The organism is Halobellus inordinatus, assembly GCF_024464655.1.
GTDB lineage: Archaea > Halobacteriota > Halobacteria > Halobacteriales > Haloferacaceae > Haloquadratum > Haloquadratum inordinatus.
On record NZ_JANHAV010000006.1, the window covers coordinates 123,972 to 144,253 of the forward strand.

Sequence of the window (20,282 nt, forward strand, 5' to 3'; positions counted from 1 at the left end):
ATGACCGACGACTCCAGCGATGTCGAGGAAAACGAAACAGAACAGGCCGAACCGCTCGAGGAGACGGTCGCGCAGTTCCTCCGCGACGTCGACTCGGCGCACGAAGACTACGACCGTGGCTACGTCGACGCCGACGCGACGCTCTCGGTCGTGATGACGCACGTCGAGGAGCTCCGCGACGCGCACGAAAATCAATAGCCGCTCGGCGAAAAGCAATAGCCGATCGGCCGCGTACCGCCTCTCACTCCCCGATCAGCGTCCGAATCCGGTCGACGTAGTCCGCGAACGCGGGCTCGGTCCGTTCGCGCGGGCGGTCGAGATCGACGTCGACAATCTCGCTCACTCGACCCGGATCGGCGGCCATCACGACCACGCGATCCGAGAGCTTCACCGCCTCCTCGACATCGTGCGTCACGAACAGCACCGTCTTCTCGGTCTCCGACCAGATCCGCAGCAGTTCCTCGTGGAGCATATCGCGGGTCTGGGCGTCGACGCTGCCGAACGGCTCGTCGGCGAGCAGGATCTCGGGGTCGACCGCGAGCGCGCGGGCGATGCCGACGCGCTGTTTCATCCCGCCGGAGAGTTCCTTCGGGTAGGCGTCGGCGAACTCCGCGAGGCCGACGAGCCCGAGCATCTCCCCGACGCGGCTGCTCCGTTCGGGTTCGGGAACACCCTGCTCTTCGAGGCCGAACGCAACGTTCTCGCGGACGGTCCGCCACGGGAACAGCCCGTACTCCTGGAAGACCATCCCGCGGTCAGTTCCCGGCCCGGTGACGGGGTCGCCGTCGAGTCTGATTTCGCCGTCCGTGGCCGCTTCGAGGCCGGCGATCGTCCGAAAGAGCGTCGTCTTCCCACAGCCCGAGGGGCCGACCAGGCAGACGAACTCCCCGTCGTCGACGGTGAAGTCCACGCCCGAGAGCGCCCGGACGCGCTGGCGCTCGGACTCGTAGACCTTCCCTACCCCGTCGACGACGACTTTCGCGTCGTCGGAACGCGGTTCCGACGCGGATGGCTCGCTCAGTCCCGCCACGCCAACACCCTCCGTTCGACCCGGCGGAACGCCCCGTCGCTCACGAGGAACACCAGGCTGATGACGGCCATATACGCCACGCTCACGTCGGTCGCGAGGTTCTGCGCCGCGTTGATGATCTGGAACCCGACGCCCGGCGCGCCGAACAGTTCGGCGGCGACGACGATCATCCAGCACTGCCCGATACTCGTCCGAATGCCGGTCGCGATCGACGGCGTCGCGGCGGGCAGGACCACCTTGCGGATCATCGTCAGATCGTCGTCGACGCCGAGGCTCGCGGCGACCTCCCGGAGGTGCGTCGAGACGCCCTCGACGCCCGCGTAGGCGTTGTAGAAGTTGATCCAGAACGCGCCGATGCCGACGATGAACGCCGCGCCGCCGTGGCCGATACCGATCCAGACGATGGCGAAGACGATCCACGCCAGCGGCGGGATCGGTCGCAGGAACCGCGTGACGGGCGTGAGCGCGTCGTCGAGTCGGCCGCTCCAGCCCATTCCGACGCCGAGCGCGATGCCGAGGACGCTCCCGACGACGAGGCCGGGGAGATAGTGCAACAGGCTCTGGAGCAGATTCGCGGTGAGTCGCGTCGCCGGCAGCGACGCGCCGACGAACGGGACCGTGAACGTCGTCGGAGCAGTCAGTTCGACGACGAACGCGGTCGCGACCTCGATCGGCGAGGGGAGCAGATACGTTCGCCCCACAGCGAGCGCGGCCGCCTGCCAGAGCGCGAGGAAGACGGTCGTCCCGACCGCGCCGTAGGCGAGGCTCGACACGTCGAACTCCGAGAGATCACCGAGCGAGTCCGCCTCGGCGGCCTCCTCTGGGGCCGCAGCCGGGTCCGACGCCGCGCCGGTTCCCGTTTCGAGGCTCATAGGGAGTCGTACACCCCGAAGTCGAACAGTTGGTCGTTCGAGAGCGTCTCGCTGGTCTTTCCGAGTTCGGCGGCGTACTCCGAGAAGATCTGCGCGCCCTCTGCGATCTTGTGCGGGTCCGTGACGAAGTCGGAGGCGCGCGAGTCCATCGCCTGCCGCGCGGTTTCGACCGGCAGCGACGACTCGCCGATGACGGTGCTGGCGTGCTGGGCGGCCGCGTCGGGGTTCTCCGTGGCGAACGTCGTCGCACGCTGGTGCTGCTCGACGAACGCCGCCGCCTGCTCGGGGTTGTCCTCGCGGAGGCGGTCGTGCATCAGCGTGACCGCCGCGGGCTGGCCGGGCATAAAGTCGCCCGCCCACGCGATCGACTGATACGGCGCATCCCGGATCTCGGCGACCGTCGGCACCGGCTCCATAATCGAGGTGCCGTCGATCTCGCCGGCGAGAAGCGCCTGTCGGACCGGTCCCGCGCCGCCGAGGGCCGTGATGTTCACGTCGTTCTCGGGATCGACACCGACGACCTCCGCGAGCCAGTAACGGAGCAGGATGTCCGGAACCGAGCCCGGGGGGAACGTCCCGAAGGTGAACTTTCGCCCCTGCTCTTCCTCGAAGCGTGCGAAGGCCTCAGCGCCCGAGTCAGCAGCCTCCCAGGTGGCTGCGAAGTCGTCGTGCGCCAGGATCTGCATCGCGTTCTGGATGTTCGCGGCGGTGATCTTCGCGGGGATGCCCTTGTCCATCACGATCATCGCCGGCACGACGCCGAACATCATCACGTCGAAGTCGCCAGTGGCGGACGCCTGAACGATGCTCGGCCCGTCGGAGAACACCTCACCGGAGACTGTCGCAGACAGTTCGTCGGTGTACCCCTCCTCGCGCATCACGAAGTACTGCATATCGGGGTAGATCGGCATATACGCGACGCGGATTTCGTCGAGGCCGCTTCCGCCGCCGGTCCCGCCCGCACACCCGGCGACACTCGCGAGTCCCGCCGCCGAAGCGGCAGCGGTCGTCTGCAGGAAGCGCCGTCGCGAGACCGTCGATCGCTCGTTCGTCGGATCGGTCGTCATCTATCTGTTCCTAGCGCCCTACGTATAATTGAAGCGTGTACGCGGCGAACCTCGCACCCACGCTCGACGCTCGGAAAGACCGATTTCGGCGGATTCGGTCGTCGCAGCCGCCTCGTCCGTGACGGCAGAGCGAAACGGATGGCGTCCGAGATACCAGATTATTCTGCCGGTAACAGGCAAGGGCCGTTCCCGATTGAGTGGAACTCCCGGCCGAGGAAGCAAGACCTAACCCGGTGGCCGACGCGCCAGAGAGTATGACTCACTTTTCGGACCGAGTCGAGCAGGTATCGATCAGTGGAATCCGCGAGGTGTTCGAGGCCGCGAGCGAAGACGCGATCAACCTCGGATTAGGACAGCCGGACTTCTCCGCGCCGGAGCACGCCCGCGAGGCGGCCGCCGAAGCCATCCGAAACGGCGAGGCCGACGGCTACACCGAGAACAAGGGGATGCGCTCGCTCCGCGAGGCCATGGCCGACAAGCACGCGCGCGATCAGGGCGTCGACGTCGACCCCAGCGACGTGATCGCCACCGCCGGCGGGTCGGAGGCGCTCCACATCGCCCTGGAGGCCCACGTCGACGCCGGCGACGAAGTCCTCATTCCGGACCCGGGCTTCGTCTCCTACGACGCGCTCACCCGACTCACCGGCGGCACACCCGTCCCCGTGCCGCTGCGCGACGACCTGACGCTCGACCCCGCGGCCGTCGAGGACGCCATCACCGAGGATACCGTCGCGTTCGTCGTCAACAGCCCCGGCAACCCGACCGGTGCGGTCTCGCCGCCCGAAGACGTCCGCGAGTTCGCCCGCATCGCCGACGAGCACGACGTGCTCTGCATCTCTGACGAGGTCTACGAGTACACCGTCTTCGACGGCGAGTTCCGCTCGCCCATCGAGTTCGCCGAGAGCGACAACGTCGTCGTCGTCAACTCGGCCTCGAAGCTCTACTCGATGACCGGCTGGCGGCTCGGCTGGGTCACCGCTTCGTCCGACCGGATCGAACGGATGCTCCGAGTTCACCAGTACGCGCAGGCCTGTGCCGCCGCACCGTCGCAGTTCGCCGCCGAAGCGGCCCTCACCGGACCCCAGGAGCAGGTCGACGAGATGACCGAGTCGTTCCGACGGCGACGCGATCTCGTCGTCGACGGCCTCACCGACATCGGTCTCGACGTCCCGACGCCCGGCGGCGCGTTCTACTGTATGCCCGAGGTGCCCGAGGGCTTCGTCGAGGCGTGTCTCGACCGCGACGTCATCGTCGTGCCCGGCGAGGCGTTCGGCGAGCACGGCCGCGGCTACGCGCGACTCTCGTATGCGACCGACGAGGACGACCTGCGCGAGGCGCTCGACGTGATGGCCGAGGCCTACGACGCCGTCGTCTAAAATCTGGATCAAAAAGGCCGAGCGCGCCGCCTGGGCCGTGCACTCTGTGAATCGTTTTCCTACTGGCACAAAAACGCAATACTTCGACGCCTTCGGACAGCTACGACGCCGTGCTGACGATCTTTATGACGTCGCCCTCTTCGAGCTCGTAGTCCTCGGCGATTCGGCGCTTCGAGCGCGCGTCGACCGCGTGCAGGTAGCCCTCGCCGATGTCGGTGTGAACCGCGTACGCGAGGTCCTTCGGCGTCGACCCGCGGGGGAGCAAGAACGCGTCGGGGAGCGTCTCGCCGGTCCCGTCGGTCCACTTCGTCTCGTTTTCGACGGGGTAGGCGGTCACCATATCGAGGACGTCGTAGACGGCGGTGTTGATCGCCTGCTGGACGCCGGTGCCGCCGTGTTCGGACATCACCTCGCGGATCGTTTCGAGGCCCTCTCGTTGGGCGTCGGAGACGTCGCCGACGACCCGGAAGTCGTCGTCGCCGGGATGATAGCTGACCACCCCCGACTCCGCGGCCGTCCGGAGCGCGAGCTCGCCGTCGGCGGTCGATGGGATTACGGGCTTGTCCTCCTCGCGGAGGCGTACGACGTTCTCTGGCGGCGCGACGTCGGCCTTGTTGGCGACGAGGACGATCGGCTTCGTCCGCTCGCGGACGTCGCGTGCGAGTCGCTCGCGGTCCTCGTCGGTCCACTGCTGTGGGTCGTCAGGGTACTCGAGCGCCCGCAGCGACGCGGCCACGTCGTACTCGGTCGCGCCGAACCCCGTCAGCATCTCCGTAAGCGCCTCGTCGATGTCGAAGTCCGGCGATCGGGACTTGCGGACCACAGTCTCCCAGTTGCGTTCGATGATCCCCGCGAGCCACTGTTCGAGTTCGGCCTCGACGAAGTCGGCTTCCTCGACGGGGTCGTACGTCCCGATCTCGACCGGTTCGCCCTCGGCGTCGGTGCCGCCGGCCGCGTCGAGGACGGCCAGGATGGCGTCGGCGTCGGTCAGGGCGTCGAGGAACTGATTGCCGAGGCCGCGCCCCTCGTGCGCCCCGGGGACGAGTCCGGCGACGTCGAGCAGTTCCACGGGGACGTAGCGGACGCCGTCTTCGCAGTTGCCACAGCGCTCCTCGCGGTCGAGACAGGGACAGCGCGTCCGAGCGTGGGTCACGCCACGGTTTGGATCGATCGTCGTGAACGGGTAGTTGCCGACGTCGACGTCGGCCATCGTCGCCGCCCGATAGAAAGTAGACTTGCCCGCGTTGGGCTTGCCAGCGAGCGCTAGCGAGAGCATATCGACGAGACGGGCGACGACGGCAAGTAGGTTTCCGTCCGTCGGGTCGCGTTCCCCGCTCCATCACCGCGAGCGGCGACGTTCCTGCGACACCGCCCGCCGCGAGGGTTTAAATTCGATGCCGGGGCCACCCCCGCCGTGATCTGACCTTCGCCTCGCGTCGGGCAGCGGTCGTTCGGCACGTCGACGCGAGCACAGAGCGATAACGCGGGTGCCGACTGTTCGCCACTTTACACCAGCAACCGCCTACACCAGCGACTCGTAGACGATGCCGTCGCGGCGCGTAATGATCCGACGACCGTCGACGACGACTGGCGTCGCCATCGCGTCGAACGCCTCGTCGAGGTCGGCGAACTCGGGCCAGTCGGTGACGACGAGCGCCGCGTCTGCTCCGTCGAGCGCGTCCGCCGGCGACCCGGCGTACTCGATCTCGGGGTAGCGCTCTCGGAAGTTCTCGGTCGCGACGGGATCGTAGCCGACGACCTCGGCGTTCGCATCCAGTAGTGCGTCGACCAGCGGGATCGCTCTCGAATTCCGAATGTCGTCGGTGCCGGGTTTGAACGCGAGACCCAGCACCGCTACGCGCGCGCCGTCGGGATCGACGTGGTTTCCGAGGAGATCGAGCAATCGAACGGGCTGGCGATCGTTCACTTCCACGGCGGCTTCGAGCATCGCCGGGTCGTATCCGACGTCGCGAGCGGCGGCGATGATCGCTGCGACGTCTTTGGGGAAGCAACTCCCACCCCAGCCGACGCCCGCGCCAAGGAACGCCGCGCCGATCCGGTGATCGAGGCCGATCGCCGAGAGCACCTCCTCGGAGTCGATGCCGTACTCCTTACAGATGTTCGCGATGTCGTTCGCCAGGGAGATCTTCGCCGCCAGAAAGCCGTTGTTGGCGTACTTGATCATCTCCGCCTCGGCGACGCCCGTCTCGACGACTGGCGGGTCGCCGGCCTGCGCGACGAGCGGGTCGAACACGCCGCGGAGCGTCTCCGCTGCGCGGTCGGTCTCCGAGCCAAGGACGACCTTGTCGGGCGAGAGGAAGTCCTCGACAGCGCTGCCCTCGCGCAGGAACTCGGGATTCATCCCGATGTCGAGATCGTCACCGAGCGTCTTCCCCGACTCCTCGACGAGGATCGGCGCGATCACCTCTTCGGTGGTCGTCGGCACGACCGTGCTCTTGGTGACCACGACGTGGTGGTCGTCCTTCTCGGCGAGGGCCGCGCCGAGCGAGCGCGCGCCGGCCTCCATAATCGAGAGGTCGATGTGGCCATCTTCCTCGGAGGGCGTCGGGAGCGCGAGAAAGGTCACGTCGGTGTCGCGGACAGCCGCGTAGTCGGTCGTCGCGCGCAGGCCGTCGCCGGCGTGTGCGGCGACGAGGTCGTCGAGCCCCGGCTCGTGAATCGGGGCGTCGCCGTCGTTGAGCGACGCGACGATCTCCTCGTCGATGTCGACGTTGACCACGTCGTGACCGACCTCGGCGAAACACGCCGCGATCGTCGTCCCGACGTAGCCGCTGCCGACGATGCTGATTCGCATATCTGTGGGGACAGCGGCCGTCGGTTTCAATTTTCGCGTCTACGGTCGCGATCACGCTCCGCGCCGCCTACGGGCCGAAGCGAAAGCCCGGAGTAGGGGGCCACCGAAGGATGCGCTATGTCGAAAGAGCGAGACGGGTCGCGCGCGGCGAGCGAAACGTCCGATGTGGGGACGTCACGCGGAGGTACCGAGACGTCTCGGAGTCCCGCAGAGACGTCACACCAGGTCGCGACGTCGTCTTGGCTCGTCGTCTACCTGAAAGGCGTCTGTATGGGGGCTGCGGACGCCGTCCCAGGTGTCTCCGGCGGGACGATTGCACTCGTGACCGGCATCTACGAGCGGCTGATCGCTGCGATTACCGCTGTCTCGCTCGCGCGGATCCGTGCCGTCCTCCTCGGGATCCTCCCCGGCTATCGCACCGACGCCGTCGACGCTCTCCGCGCGGTCGACGCCGGATTCTTGCTCGTACTCGGCGCCGGAATCGCCACTGCGATCGTGACCGTCACCCGCATCGTCCACACCGGAATCGAAACGGTGCCCGTACTCACCTTCGGGTTCTTCTTCGGTCTGATCGCCGCCTCCGCGTGGGTGCTCTTCTCCGAGGTCGCCGTCGACACACCGGCCCGTGCGGCGGCCGCCGTCGCCGGGTTCGTCTTCGCGTTCGTCGTCTCCGGGCGAGCGGCCGCGACGCTCGGTGATGGACTCCCCGTGACCGTCCTCGCCGGCGCGATCGCAGTCAGCGCGATGATCCTCCCGGGCATCTCGGGGTCGCTGTTGCTCGTCATCCTCGGACAGTACGAGTACATGACGGGGACGCTCTCGGCGTTCGTCGACGCGCTGCTCGCGACAGTGACCGGCGGGCCTCTCGCGCCGCTGCGAGAGCACGGCGTCGTCGTCGTCGCCTTCATCGCGGGTGCGTTCGTCGGCCTGTTCACCGTCGCACACGCCGTTCGATGGGCCTTGAACCGCGCCCGAACTGCGACGCTCGCGTTCCTCGTCGCGCTGATCGTCGGCGCGCTCCGTGCGCCGGTCGTCCGCACGGGCGAGCAGCTAACCGAACTCGGCCGCACCTGGACACCGACCGCGGTCGCGGCGTTCGTGGCGGCGGCAGTGGTCGGCGCGGTTCTCGTGGTGCTCTTGGAGCACTACACTGGCATCGCCGACATCGACGGCGGTATCTGACCGCAGCCGACGCTCGGAGAGACCACGAAGAGCGAACGAAAGTGGGGCCGGATCGTGACTGACGACAGCAAGACACAGGATCCCCGACCGCGTCGGCGGTCGATCGCGGATACGCGAGCCCGATTCGATCCGGCCACCTCGGGGCGTCCGCGCGGTCGGGGGGAGGTTACCACTCGACTATGGGAGAAACGGCGAGCCGATGGCGTGTGGTGTCGCTCGACCAAACACGTGACACCAACCGTTCGGTGTCGCCGTCGTCAGGGTCCTGTCCAGTCGATCACTCCCGTGGGACCGCGATGTTCACCAGCGATTTGCTCCCACACTTCTCACAGACACCGCCGCTATCGACGCGAGAACCACACGCTCGGCACTCGTATCGACTCTTGTCGGGGTGGTATGGGTCGACGCGTCCGTTGTATATCACCATACCTGGTACAGAATCACACGCACAGATAACTGTTGTCCTGATATGGCAAGAATGACTTCTATAGAGTTATAATCAAATAATATATCGGACAGACGTGAACTGTCTGGGCGCTATTTCTTCGCCGAGTGGAGGAATGTTTCAATTCTCGACGTGGCATCGACGGTTCGGAAGCCGGAACTCTCGAAGTACTCGACGGCGTCGGCGAGACCGAAGCGTTCGCTCACCGGTGGGCCATCTTCGCCTGCGCCCGTCTTCGACCAGTCGAGGGTGATCACGCGACCGCCCGGGCGAATCACGCGTGCGAGTTCTTCCAGCGCCTCGTCGCTGGCGAACTCGTGGAACGTCATCGTCGAAAACGCGGCGTCGAGTTCGTCGTCGTCGAGCGGAATCGAGGACGCTTCGGCCGTGACGAATTCGACGTTGTCGGGCGCGCCCTTCTCCTGATAGTGATCGTGCATCTCCGGTTGCACGTCGATGGCGTAGACCTTCTCGACGAACGGGGCGATCTCGTCGGTGAAAAAGCCCGTTCCGCTGCCGACGTCCGCGACGACATCGCCCGGTGAGGGGTCGAGTGCGGCGAGAAGTTCCTCGCGCGAACAGAACCGATAGCGGTCCGGTCTTTCCAGTGCCTCCGCCCGTTCGGCGTCGAACGTGTGGAATCCCATATCTGATACAGACGTGGAGCGGACCTAAAGGTGTGTTCGCCGGCAGATGCTTCGATATCGCAGTAACTTGTAGGGACTACCGCACCGGATCCGGAACGCCCCCACGCTGCCGTAGCAGACAAGATTAACAGGGTCGCGCGCAGACCCAGGGATATGTCACTGACACTCGTAACCCCGACCGAACGAACGTGTGAGCGCTGCGGCCGTACGGAGATCTGGGACGACGACGTCGGTTCGTGGCGTCTCGCCGTCGACGACGACGGCAATCCGCAGGCCATCGGTAGTCCCTACTGTATCCACGAGTGGGACATCAACGGGAGGTTCGTGCCGTTCGAGGACGAATCCAGCGCTGCGGAAGCCTGAGCCCTCGATTCACGGTCGTCATCACGTCGACGCGAGCGATCCGAGAATCGACGCCGTGCCGTCGAAGTACGATTCCTCGACGACGACGTCCGCCGCGTTTTTCGCGGCCTCGTCGGCGTTCGCGACGGCGTACGACCGGCCGGCGACTTCGAACGTCGAGACGTCGTTTTCGCTGTCGCCGATGGCGACGAACTCGGTCGGATCGCGGCCGAGCGTCTCCGCGACGGCCTTCAGCCCCGTTCCCTTCTCGACGCCCGGCGTCTTGAGGTGGTAGGCGTAGCCGGTGTCGACGACTTCGAGATCGAACGCCGCGGCTGTCTCCCGGAGGAGTTCCTCGTCGGCCGAGAGGTCTATCGCGATCTCCGTTCGACGCCACTCGTTGACGGCGTCGAACGCACCCCAGCCGAGGTCGCCACCGCGCTCGACGAACTCGGTGGCGGCGGCCTGTGCGCGCTCCCGATCGCCCTGGTATGAGACCGCGTTGTCCGCGAGGACGACGCCGCCGTTCTCGGCGATCACGGTCAGATCGAGGCCGAGGTAGTGACAGAGGCTTACCGGGTAGGGGAACGCCTTCCCCGTCGCGAGGACGACAGGCGCGTCCCATACCGGGAGGTACTCGAAGACGCGCGGATCGAGACTTCCTGCGCTGTCCGTGAGCGTCCCGTCGATGTCGAGAGCCAGTGGCGGCGTATCGGTAGTCATTACCGCGGTTTGGGGGCGACGAGCAAAATGAGCACCGCTCGTTCGGTGCCAGTCGACGCACGTGGGAACGCTCAGACACTACCCTAAAGTAGATGCCCACCAAGATAGAACTGTGAAATGAGTAAAAGATCTCGCGTCCTCGTGATCGGCGGGGGGTCGACGGGTTGCGGCATCGCGCGCGACCTCGCGATGCGCGGCGTCGACGTCACGCTCGTCGAGAAGGGGAATCTAACCCACGGGACGACCGGGCGGATGCACGGCCTGCTCCACAGCGGCGGCCGCTACGCCGTCTCCGATCAGGCGTCTGCGGAGGAGTGCATCCAGGAAAATCGCGTCTTGCGCCGGATCGCGAGCCACTGCGTCGAGATGACTGGTGGCCTGTTCGTCCAGCGCCCCGAAGACGCCGACGAGTACTTCGAGCAGAAGCTCGACGGCTGTCGCGAGTGCGGGATTCCAGCCGAAGTGCTCTCCGCGGCGGAAGCCCGCGAGATCGAGCCGTATCTGGCTGAGGACATCGAGCGCGCGATCCGCGTCCCCGACGGAGCGATCGACCCGTTCCGACTCTGCGTCGCCAACGCCGCCGACGCTGTCGAACACGGTGCACGCGTCGAAACCCACAGCGAAGTGACCGACGTACTCGTCGAGGACGGCGAAGTCGTCGGCGTGGAAGTCGAACACGCCGCCGGGTCCGGCAAGTACGTCCACGGCCATCCGGGCGAAACCGAGAAACTGTACGCCGACTACGTCGTCAACGCCACGGGCGCGTGGGCCGGGCAGATCGGCGAGATGGCCGGCGTCGAAGTCGCGGTCCGCCCCTCCAAAGGCGTGATGACCATTATGAACGTCCGGCAGGTCGACACGGTCATCAACCGCTGTCGACCGAAAGGCGACGCCGACATCGTCGTTCCGCACGAGACGACGTGTATCCTCGGAACGACCGACGAGGAGGTCGAAGACCCCGAGGACTACCCCGAGGAGGGGTGGGAAGTGGATCTGATGATCGACACGCTCTCTGAACTCGTGCCGATCCTCGACGAGGCGCGGACGATCCGCTCGTTCTGGGGCGTCCGCCCGCTCTATGAACCGCCCGAGGTCGGCAGCGAGGACCCGACAGACATCACGCGGGATTTCTTCCTGCTCGATCACGACGAGCGCGATGGGCTGCCCGGGATGGCCTCCATCGTCGGCGGGAAACTCACGACGTACCGGATGATGGCCGAGCAGATTTCCGACCACGTCTGCGAGAAACTCGGCGTCGACGCCGAGTGTCACACGGCCGAAGAGCCGCTTCCGGGGTCTGAGGACTTCTCTGTCCTCCGGGAGTGGATGGACGAGTTCGGCCTCCGATCGCCGATCGGAAAGCGGAGCGCCCAGCGGCTCGGGTCGCGGACGGACGAAGTGCTCGGCGAGTGGGACGGCCCCAACCCCACGGTGTGTGAGTGCGAGGCCGTCACGCGCGCGGAGATCAACGACGCCATCGACGACGCCGGATCCGAGCTCAACGCCGTGCGGCTCCGCACCCGCGCGTCGATGGGGAACTGCCAGGGGGCGTTCTGCTGTCATCGGATGGCGAACGAACTGTCGCCGGAGTACGACGAGTCCGTCGCCCGGAAAGCGCTCGACGACCTCTATCAGGAGCGCTGGAAGGGTGAACGCCACGCGCTGTGGGGTGAACAGCTCTCACAGGCGATGCTGAAACACCTGCTGCACGCGACGACGATGAACCGCGACGGCGACCCGGCAAAGACGGACGACCGGGTCGACTTCACGGCGTTCGACGCCGGCCCGGACGGCGGGGCGGCGGCCGGGGACGGCCAGCAGTCGGAGGACGCCGTCGCCGACGGTGGCATCACGGACGAAACCAACGCGGGCGAAGGAGCAGCCGATGCCGATTCGTGAGGACGTTCTCGTCGTCGGCGGCGGCATCGCGGGCACGACGGCGGCGCTCGCGGCCGCGGAAACCGGTGCGGAGGTCCGTCTCCTCTCGCACAAGAAGAGCACGCTGCGACAGGCTAGCGGCCTCATCGACGTGCTCGGTGCCGTCGGCGGCGACGGCCCCATCGCGGACCCCTTCGAAGCCATCGAGCGCCTCCCCGACGACCACCCCTACCGGGTCGTGGGCGCGGAGTCGATTCACGATGGACTGCGGTTCTTCGACGACGTCGCGGGCGACGTCTACGCGGGCGGTCACACCGACCGCAACGCCCTCGTGCTCACCCACGGCGGGACGATCAAGCCGACTGCGCGCTACCCGGAGTCGGTCGCACCCGGCCTCGCGAGCGCGGCCGCGGACACGCTTCTCGTCGGCTTTGCAGGGCTGACCGACTTCGACGCGCCAGTGGCCGCGGACCATCTCGCGGCGACCGGCGTGCCCTTCGAGATCGACGGCGTGACCGTCCGATTCCCGATCGAGTTCCGCGACGACGCGCGGACGACCCGCCTCGCGAAGGCACTTGACGCCGACGAGGACCGCGTTCGGAAGCGTCTCACCGATGCGATCGACGCCGCTGAGACCGACCTCGACTACGATCGAGTCGGGTTCCCGGCGATGCTCGGGGACGACCACGCCGCGGCCGTCCGCGACGAACTGGCGGATCGGCTCGGCGCGGCCGTCTTCGAGATCCCGACGGGGCCGCCGAGCCTGCTCGGGCTGCAACTCGAAGAACTCCTGTTCGACGCGCTCGACGACGCGGGCGTTCGAATCTCCGCCGGAAACCCCGCCGTCGGCTACGAGGCGGCCGACGGTCGACTCGAATCCGTCACCGTCGACCGCCGCGGCCAAGCGGTCCCGTACCACGCCGCGGAGGTCGTCTTGGCCACCGGCGGCCTCGTCGGCAAGGGTATCGACTCGGATCGCGAGTCGGTCACGGAACCGATCTTCGACTGTCACGTCCCGCACCCGTCGGACCGATACGCCTGGTCCGAAGACGACGCGTTCGGCGACCACGCCTTCGCGCGCTTCGGCGTCGTCCCCGACGACGATCTCCGGCCGACGGACGACGCGGCGGAACCGCATTTCGAGAACCTCCGAGCCGCCGGTGGCGTCCTCGGTGGCGCGGACGTCGCCCGCGAGAAGTCCGCGGCCGGCGTCTCGCTCGCGACGGGCGCGTACGCCGGCCGACGGGCGGGCGAGGAGGCGACGTGATGAGCGACACGGAGCGCAGATAGTATGAGTGACGCAGAATCCCCAGCCACGACAGAGCCAACCGACCCGACACGAGAACACGAAACGGACTTCGATCCGGTCTCGGTCTTCGACGGCGACGAGACGATGGACCTCCGCCCGGGCGCGGACAACTGCTACAAGTGCTCGGTCTGCGACACCGCCTGTCCCGTCGCCGAAGTCGACGACGACTTCCCCGGCCCGAAGTTTCAGGGGCCAGAACAGTGGCGGCTCAAGCGGAAGGACGGCGGCGAGATCGACGACTCGATTATGTCCTGTTCGAACTGTATGCGCTGTGACGACGCCTGCCCGTCGGGCGTGCCGCTCTCACAGATGCACAACACCGCTCGCGGGGAGTACGTCGACGAACAGATGGACAAACTCTCGCGGGAGTACGTCCGGAACCGCATCCTCGCGAACTACGGCACCCTCGCGCGACTCGGAAGCAAGGTGCCGCGGCTCACCAACCTCGTGATGGGCAACTCCCTCGTCCAGAAGATCAACGAGAAAGTCCTCGGCATCCCCTCCGAACGCGACTTCCCAGCGTTCGCGTCCCAAACCTTCCGCGAGTGGTGGCACGAGCGCGGCGGCGCGAACGTCGAAAACGAGGACAAGCGCATCGCGTACTTCCACGGCTGTTACTCGAACTACAACACCCCGGAAGTGGCGAAGGCGCTCGTTCGCGTCTTCGAGTCGTTCGGCTACGAGGTCGTCGTCCCGCGCCAGCGCTGCTCCGGCACGCCGATGTTCGCCAACGGGATGCTCGACGACGCCGAACGCGCCGCCGGAGTGAACGTCGGCGAGTTTTCGGACCTCCTCGAAGCGGGCTACGACGTTGTCGCCTCCTGTACGTCGTGTTCGATGTCGCTGCGGCAGGAGTATCCCGAACTGTTCGAGCTATCGGGCATCGAGGAAGTCGCGGCAAACACCTACGAGGCGCTCGAATACCTCCGGATTCACGAGGACGTACGGGGCGCACTCGACGACGCGAGTGTCGACGACCAGGCGCTCGCGTACCACGCGCCGTGTCACGCGCGCAATCAGGGCCTCGACCGCCAGGCGGTCGAACTGTTCCGCGATCTCGACGGCGTCCTGATCGAGGACGTCGGCGACTCCTGCTCTGGGATCTCTGGCACCTACGGCTGGAAGGAAGAGAAGTACGAGACGTCGATGAAGATCGGCGAGGAGATGTTCGAACATATGCGCGATGCGACGGGAGAGGTGGGGATGACCGAGTGTCCGACGTGTTCGATGCAGATGGAACACGGCACGGGCTACGACATCAAACACCCGCTGCAACTGCTCGAAGAAGCGCTCTGTTGAGGGGTCGCGTGCGGGGCGCGAACGCGTCTCGCCTCACGCGACCGCTCCCGTTTCGCTCGTCTGTTACGCGCCGACCGGTTCGACGCCGATCGTGACGGTCACACCTTCGACGTCCCACTCCTCGACGAGCGCCCAGTCGCCGTCGGCCGCCAGTTCCTCGCCGTCGACGAACTCCCGGGTCCGCGTCTCCTCGGCGACCACGTCGCGGTGGCGGTCGACGAACTCGGCGATGCGGTCGTCGGCGACGTCGACGTACGTGTCGATCTCGGCGTCGACGTCCAGTTCGAGCTGCTTGCGCATCTCCTGAATCCGCCGGACGACGTCGCGAGCGTAGCCCTCGGCCTCGATCTCGTCGGTGAGTTCGGTGTCGACGTAGACGGTGCCGTCGTCGAACGCGACTCCTGAGATGTGCGCCGGCGGTTCGGCCTCGTACTCGACCATCTCGTCGGTGAGGTCGTAGGTCTCGCCGTCGACCTCGACGCCGGCTTCGACCTCGGCGCGCGTCTTGCCCTGCACGGCTTCCATCACCTTCTGGGCGTCTGCGCCGAACGCCGGTCCGATGACGCCCATCTGGGGATCAGCGCGCTCGACGAGTTCGTCGAACTCCGAGACGACGTCGATCGATCGAGCGTTGACGCGTTCGGCGAGGAGGTCTGAGAGCGATTCGACGGCGTCGGCGACGGCGTCGTCCTCGGTGGCGACGACGACCCGCTGGACGGGCCAGCGGAGCTTTCGGCCGCCCTGCTGGCGCGCGTTCGCGGCCGCCTCCTCGACGTCGCGGAGGACCGCCATCTGCCGTTCGAGTTCGGGGTCGCGCAGCGTCTCGTCGGCGGTCGGGTACGACAGCGCGTGGACGCTCGTCGCCTCGCCGTCGAGGTGCTGGTACATCTGCTCTGCCAGATACGGCGTGAAGGGCGCGAGGAGGCGGATCGTCTCGTCGAGGACGGTCGCGAGCGTGGCGTACGCGCCGCGCTTGGAGGCGGAGTCTTCTTCCTCCCACATCCGCTCGCGGATCGCCTTCACGTAGAAGCGCGAGACGTCCTCGGTCAGGAAGTCGAGCACCGCGTTGAGCGCGTCGCTGACCTCGAAGTTCTCCCAGGCCTCGGCGGCCTCGGCTTCGACGGACTGCAGGCGCGAGAGCACCCACTCGTCGACGACGGTGAGGTCGCCGTCGTCGAGGTCGGCCTCGGCGGGGTCGTAGCCGTCGAGGTCCATATACGGCAGCGGGAAACGGAAGACGTTCCAGAAGATGTTGAGCGTCGACTGCATTTCACCTAATCCGTTCCACTCGAAGGAGAGATCGACGCCCTGCTGGTCGTGACTGAGGAGGTACGCCCGCAGCGGGTCGCGGCCGGCGCGTTCGATCGCCTCCTCGGGCGTGACGATGTTGCCCAGCGACTTCGACATCTTGCGGCCGTCCTCGTCGTTGACGAAGCCGTGCATCATCACCTGCTCGTAGGGCGCTTCGCCGACCGCGGCGGTGCCCATTCCGAGCTGGGACCAGAACCACCCGCGGGTCTGGTCGTGGGCCTCGACGATGAAGTCGGCGGGCCACAGTTCCTCGTAGGCCTCGGTCTCGCTCGGATAGTCGATGGTTCCCCACGTCGCGACCGAGGAGTCGATCCAGACGTCGAAGACGTCCGGCACGCGCTCGTAGGTCTTCCCGTCCTCGGTGATCGTCAGCGGATCGACCGACGGCCGATGGAGGTCGATCTCGTCGGGGTCGATGTCCTGGTCCGCGCGCTCGGCGAGCTCCTCGCGCGTGCCCACGACGATCCACTCGCCGTCGTCGGCCTGCCAGATCGGGAGTGGAATACCCCAGTAGCGCTGCCGGGAGATGTTCCAGTCCGGCGCGTCGGCGACGAAGTCGCGGAAGCGGTTGTCGCGCGCCCACTGCGGGTACCACTCGGAGTCGTCGATGTTCTCGAGCAGTTCGTCTTTGATGTCGGTGACGGTGATGAACCACTGGTCGGTCGCGAGGAAGATGATGTCCGTGTCACACCGCCAGCAGTGACCGTACCGGTGGTCGTGCGTGCCCGAGGCGAGCAGCGCGCCCGACTCTTCGAGGTCGTCGACGATTTGGTCGTTGGCGTCGCGGACGAAGGTGCCGGCGTAGTCGCCGGCCTGCTCGGTGAACTCGCCGCGACCGTCGACGGGGACGTACACGTCGAGGCCGAGTTCCTGCCCGCGAGCGAAGTCCTCCTGCCCGTGTCCGGGCGCGGAGTGGACGAGGCCCGTGCGGTCGGCTTCGACGTAGTCGGCCGTGTAGACCTGGCCTGCGCCCTCGAAGTCGGCGTACTTGTTCAGGTGCGACTCGAGGGGGTTGTCGTAAGTCCAGCCGACCAGATCCTCGCCCTCGTACTCGTCGACGACCTCGTAGTCCTCGTAGCGACCCTGCTTCAGGACGTCCTCGACGCAGGGTTCCGCGACGTAGAGGACTTCCTCCTCGCCGTCCTTCTCGGCGCGGACGGCCTGGTAGGTCATCTCGCCGTCGACGGCGACGAAGGTGTTCGCCGGGATGGTCCACGGCGTCGTCGTCCAGATGACGAGGCTCCCTTCTCGATCCTGCAGCGGGAACTTCACGTAGATCGACGGGGAGGTGATCTCGTCGTACTCGACCTCGTTGGCCGCGATGGCGGTCTGACACCGCGGACAGTAGTTGACCGAGCGCTTGCCCTGCTCGACGAGGCCGCGTTCGTCGACCTGCTGGAACGCCCACCAGGCGGCTTCCATATACTCGGGCGAGATGGTCTCGTAGGGGTCGTCCCAGTCCATCCAGACGCCGATCGACTGGAAGTCCTCGTCCATCGCCGCGCGGTTCCGCTCGGCGAAGTCCTTGCACTCCTCGATGAACGACTCGATGCCGTACTCCTCGATGTCGCGTTTGGTCTCGAAGCCGAGTTCTTCCTCGACTTTCACCTCGATCGGGAGCCCGTGCATATCGTAGCCCGGGCGGTCGGTGACGCGGTGGCCGGTCATCCGCTTGTAACGGATGATGGCGTCCTTCAGCGTCTTGTTCCAGGCCGTGCCGAGGTGCATCTGGCCGGAGGTGTACGGCGGGCCGTCGACGAAAAAGAAGGCGGGGTCGTCGGCGTGGGCCTCCTTCGTCGCCTCGTAAGCGTCGGTGTCGTCCCAGTACTCCCCGACCGCGGATTCGACCTCCGCGGGCGTGTACTGGTCGTCGACTTCGTCCATACAGAGGGAGTACCAGCGAATGTATATGAAATCCGTGGAACCGCGGCGTACGGTCCGTCCTCCGAGCGGGCGGCGACCGACCGTTACGACTCGGCTCGGACCGTCATCTCGGAACGTAGCGCGCCGGTCTCCTCGTCGTAGACGGGGAGGCGGACCCGCCGGGGCGTCGCCTCGGCGCTGTACCGGACGACTGTCGTCGCGATCACGTCCTCGGTTTCCGGCGACAGATCGAGTTCTGAGGGGTCCCGTGACGCTCGCGCCATCGGCGCTGTCACCGTCCGCCAGCCGGTCCAGCCGAGGCCGCCGTACTTGATGGTCGGGGCGACTTGGTAGGCCTCCGCCCGCGACATCCGCACCTCATAGAGCAGGATGAAGTTCGAGGAGTAGTCGGTGTTTCGCAGTTTGTTGTCGAACGTGCGTTCGTTCGTCGGATACTGATCTGTAAGGATTTCTGACACGTCCGATGGCTTCCCGGTGAAGAGCGCGGCGTGGCGGGTCGCGTCTGCGGACGCCGAGAGGCCGTCGGTGACCCACGGTTCCGACGCGGGGTGAAAGACCATCGTGGCGATGTCCATTACGACGCGGTCACTTATTTCTCGGCGCACCGCTCCAGTGCATCCCGAGAGAGCGGTCATCGACAGGGCGGCGGCCGACGCGGTCGCCGAGAGGAGGGCTCTGCGGTTCACGGACGGACCTCCCGAGGCCATCAACATATTACCGTGGGTCCGAGCGTGACCGAATTGGGCCAATCCGATGAGCGACGGACTACTGCTCGCGTCGCTCTGCGGTCGTCACACCGACTTCCACCGCGAGGCGAGCAACGCGAGCCGAGCGGCCTTTTTCCCTCCAGGTTTTTGCGTGGTGGGTTCCCGCAGCGGCGCGACGCGCCGCGAGGAAACCCACCGTGGAAAAAGGTGGATTTTAGAAATCAGGCAGATCGTCGGGCGCTTCGTACTCCGACTCCCAGGTGATGTAGTCGTCTTTCAGCACCTCACAGACGGTCTGTCCGAGTTCGGTCAGGCCGGCATTGATGCTTGAGACCGTCTTCCAGGAGGTGATCTCGGGGTGTAGTTCGCGTTCTTTCCAGTCCTCGGGGAGCCCGGGGGCGTGATACCCCACGCGGTCTGCGAAGTCGTCCCAGAAGAAGTCGAAGTGCGAGAGCATCTCGAGGTCGAGGACGATCGCCCACTCGTCGGCGGTCACGTCGGTCTCGGCAGACCACTGCTCGAAGGCATCCGCCCATGCGCCGTCGCGGAGAAGTTCTTCGAGGTCCGCGCGGCGGTAGTCGGTGTCGCCGACGACGTCCGCGTCCTCGTACTCGTTCGGGTCGACGGCGTCTTCGAGTTCGGGCACCGGAGGAGTCTCGACGGAGAGGGTCATAGCGGGGCCTTCGAGTTCTGTCGGGATAAGGGTACGCGGACAGGCCGATGCCCAGTAGACGGCCCGGGTAGCACCCACACTGTCGGATACGAATCTGTGACGTATGTTGCTACACCGAGTGAGGAATCGATCTACACAGTTGTCTGACCGTGTCAGCGATCGTCGCCGAAGTCGTCAAGATCGTCGAAATCGTCGGGCTCGTCGGGGACGTCCTCGTCGCGTCTCTCGCCGAAGTCGAACCGATCCGGTGGCTGTCCGGCTTCGTCGAGGACGGCGTCGGACACTTCGATCGGACAGTCGACGCGGACCGCGAGCGCGACCGCGTCGCTGGGACGCGCATCGAAGACGAACCGCTGGGGCTCGCCGTTGTCGTACCGCTCGGCGTCGATCTTCGCGTAGAAGGTGCTGTCGGCGATGTCGTCGATGCGGACCTTGTCGATCGCGCCGCCGAACTCGGTGAGCATCTCCACCAGAAGGTCGTGTGTGAGCGGTCGCTCGAAGGACTCGCCGGCGATCGCAAGTTGGATCGCCCGGGCCTGATCGGCCGTGACGACGATCGGCAACAGCTCGGACCGCGCCGCGACCACGACCGCGGGGATGTTGTCGCCGTCCGCGTCGACGCCGACGGCGATGCCCTCGACCTCGCCCGGGTGGTTCATACCTGCCTCTTGTGGGCCAGGGTACGAATACTTACGGGAGAAGATTCTTCCGGGGCGGGGACC

Annotated in this window: 19 protein-coding genes; 7 read left to right on the forward strand and 12 right to left on the reverse strand. The window is 66.5% G+C overall.

Annotated features, from left to right (window positions below; all coding sequences use genetic code 11):
* Positions 1-198 (forward strand): hypothetical protein, encoded by a 198-nt coding sequence (locus tag NO347_RS12140; protein WP_256289838.1) that lies wholly within the window; start codon positions 1-3, stop codon positions 196-198.
* A 43-nt stretch (positions 199-241) separates the two neighbouring features.
* Here the strand turns inward: NO347_RS12140 and NO347_RS12145 are convergent, their stop codons facing one another.
* Genes NO347_RS12145 through NO347_RS12155 form a run of 3 tightly spaced genes read right to left on the reverse strand, consistent with a single transcriptional unit; the run spans position 242 to position 2,969 of the window.
* Positions 242-1,021 carry an ABC transporter ATP-binding protein gene (locus tag NO347_RS12145; RefSeq protein ID WP_256289957.1) on the reverse strand — a complete coding sequence of 260 codons (780 nt, stop codon included), beginning with the start codon at positions 1,019-1,021 and terminating at the stop codon, positions 242-244.
* Positions 1,018-1,902 carry an ABC transporter permease gene (locus NO347_RS12150; RefSeq protein ID WP_256289839.1) on the reverse strand — a complete coding sequence of 295 codons (885 nt, stop codon included), beginning with the start codon at positions 1,900-1,902 and terminating at the stop codon, positions 1,018-1,020. The genes NO347_RS12145 and NO347_RS12150 overlap by 4 nt, the downstream gene beginning before the upstream one ends.
* Positions 1,899-2,969, reverse strand: a complete 1,071-nt coding sequence (locus NO347_RS12155; RefSeq protein ID WP_256289840.1) for an ABC transporter substrate-binding protein — start codon at positions 2,967-2,969, stop codon at positions 1,899-1,901. The genes NO347_RS12150 and NO347_RS12155 overlap by 4 nt, the downstream gene beginning before the upstream one ends.
* A 254-nt stretch (positions 2,970-3,223) precedes the next feature.
* On the opposite strand from NO347_RS12155, the gene NO347_RS12160 reads away from it, so the two are divergent.
* Positions 3,224-4,345 (forward strand): pyridoxal phosphate-dependent aminotransferase, encoded by a 1,122-nt coding sequence (locus NO347_RS12160; protein ID WP_256289841.1) that lies wholly within the window; start codon positions 3,224-3,226, stop codon positions 4,343-4,345.
* A gap of 100 nt (positions 4,346-4,445) precedes the next feature.
* Here NO347_RS12160 and NO347_RS12165 read toward each other — a convergent pair whose 3' ends face one another.
* Together NO347_RS12165 and aglM are read right to left on the reverse strand one after the other, a co-directional pair.
* The gene (locus NO347_RS12165; protein WP_256289842.1) at positions 4,446-5,621 is read right to left on the reverse strand and encodes a redox-regulated ATPase YchF; all 1,176 of its coding nucleotides are present in this window, start codon (positions 5,619-5,621) and stop codon (positions 4,446-4,448) included.
* A gap of 246 nt (positions 5,622-5,867) precedes the next feature.
* On the reverse strand, positions 5,868-7,160 hold the full coding sequence (gene aglM, locus NO347_RS12170) for a UDP-glucose 6-dehydrogenase AglM (protein WP_256289843.1): 1,293 nt from the start codon (positions 7,158-7,160) through the stop codon (positions 5,868-5,870).
* Between the two features lie 270 nt (positions 7,161-7,430).
* On the opposite strand from aglM, the gene NO347_RS12175 reads away from it, so the two are divergent.
* On the forward strand, positions 7,431-8,342 hold the full coding sequence (locus NO347_RS12175) for a DUF368 domain-containing protein (RefSeq protein ID WP_256289958.1): 912 nt from the start codon (positions 7,431-7,433) through the stop codon (positions 8,340-8,342).
* A 277-nt stretch (positions 8,343-8,619) separates the two neighbouring features.
* On the opposite strand, the gene NO347_RS12180 is transcribed toward NO347_RS12175, so the two are convergent.
* Together NO347_RS12180 and NO347_RS12185 are read right to left on the reverse strand one after the other, a co-directional pair.
* On the reverse strand, positions 8,620-8,769 hold the full coding sequence (locus NO347_RS12180; RefSeq protein WP_121570392.1) for a rubrerythrin-like domain-containing protein: 150 nt from the start codon (positions 8,767-8,769) through the stop codon (positions 8,620-8,622).
* Between the two features lie 110 nt (positions 8,770-8,879).
* Entirely contained in the window at positions 8,880-9,434 is a 555-nt protein-coding gene (locus NO347_RS12185; RefSeq protein WP_256289844.1) for a class I SAM-dependent methyltransferase, read from the reverse strand.
* 153 nt (positions 9,435-9,587) lie between these two features.
* Here NO347_RS12185 and NO347_RS12190 point away from each other — a divergent pair, with 153 nt between their 5' ends.
* Positions 9,588-9,797 (forward strand): HEWD family protein, encoded by a 210-nt coding sequence (locus NO347_RS12190; RefSeq protein WP_121570394.1) that lies wholly within the window; start codon positions 9,588-9,590, stop codon positions 9,795-9,797.
* 21 nt (positions 9,798-9,818) lie between these two features.
* Here the strand turns inward: NO347_RS12190 and NO347_RS12195 are convergent, their stop codons facing one another.
* A complete protein-coding gene (locus NO347_RS12195; protein WP_256289845.1) occupies positions 9,819-10,499 on the reverse strand; it encodes a phosphoglycolate phosphatase in 681 nt (226 codons plus the stop codon).
* Positions 10,500-10,616: 117 nt separating this feature from the next.
* Here NO347_RS12195 and glpA point away from each other — a divergent pair, with 117 nt between their 5' ends.
* Genes glpA through NO347_RS12210 form a run of 3 tightly spaced genes read left to right on the forward strand, consistent with a single transcriptional unit; the run spans position 10,617 to position 14,985 of the window.
* Positions 10,617-12,398: an anaerobic glycerol-3-phosphate dehydrogenase subunit GlpA gene (glpA, locus tag NO347_RS12200; RefSeq protein ID WP_256289846.1), complete on the forward strand. Its 1,782-nt coding sequence runs from the start codon at positions 10,617-10,619 to the stop codon at positions 12,396-12,398.
* A complete protein-coding gene (gene glpB / locus NO347_RS12205) occupies positions 12,385-13,644 on the forward strand; it encodes a glycerol-3-phosphate dehydrogenase subunit GlpB (RefSeq protein ID WP_256289847.1) in 1,260 nt (419 codons plus the stop codon). Before glpA ends, glpB begins: the two co-directional genes overlap by 14 nt.
* Before the next feature lie 24 nt (positions 13,645-13,668).
* Positions 13,669-14,985, forward strand: a complete 1,317-nt coding sequence (locus NO347_RS12210; RefSeq protein ID WP_256289848.1) for an anaerobic glycerol-3-phosphate dehydrogenase subunit C — start codon at positions 13,669-13,671, stop codon at positions 14,983-14,985.
* A 63-nt stretch (positions 14,986-15,048) separates the two neighbouring features.
* Here NO347_RS12210 and ileS read toward each other — a convergent pair whose 3' ends face one another.
* The 4 genes from ileS to NO347_RS12230 all read right to left on the reverse strand — a co-directional run bounded on the left by ileS (position 15,049) and on the right by NO347_RS12230 (position 20,219).
* On the reverse strand, positions 15,049-18,180 hold the full coding sequence (gene ileS, locus NO347_RS12215) for an isoleucine--tRNA ligase (protein WP_256289849.1): 3,132 nt from the start codon (positions 18,178-18,180) through the stop codon (positions 15,049-15,051).
* Between the two features lie 83 nt (positions 18,181-18,263).
* Complete coding sequence (locus NO347_RS12220; protein WP_256289850.1) at positions 18,264-18,866, reverse strand: hypothetical protein; 603 nt, start codon at positions 18,864-18,866, stop codon at positions 18,264-18,266.
* Between the two features lie 235 nt (positions 18,867-19,101).
* Positions 19,102-19,560, reverse strand: coding sequence for a DUF7992 family protein (locus NO347_RS12225; protein WP_256289851.1), 459 nt, complete (start codon positions 19,558-19,560; stop codon positions 19,102-19,104).
* 152 nt (positions 19,561-19,712) lie between these two features.
* Complete coding sequence (locus tag NO347_RS12230; protein WP_256289852.1) at positions 19,713-20,219, reverse strand: bifunctional nuclease family protein; 507 nt, start codon at positions 20,217-20,219, stop codon at positions 19,713-19,715.
* Positions 20,220-20,282: the final 63 nt, after the last annotated feature.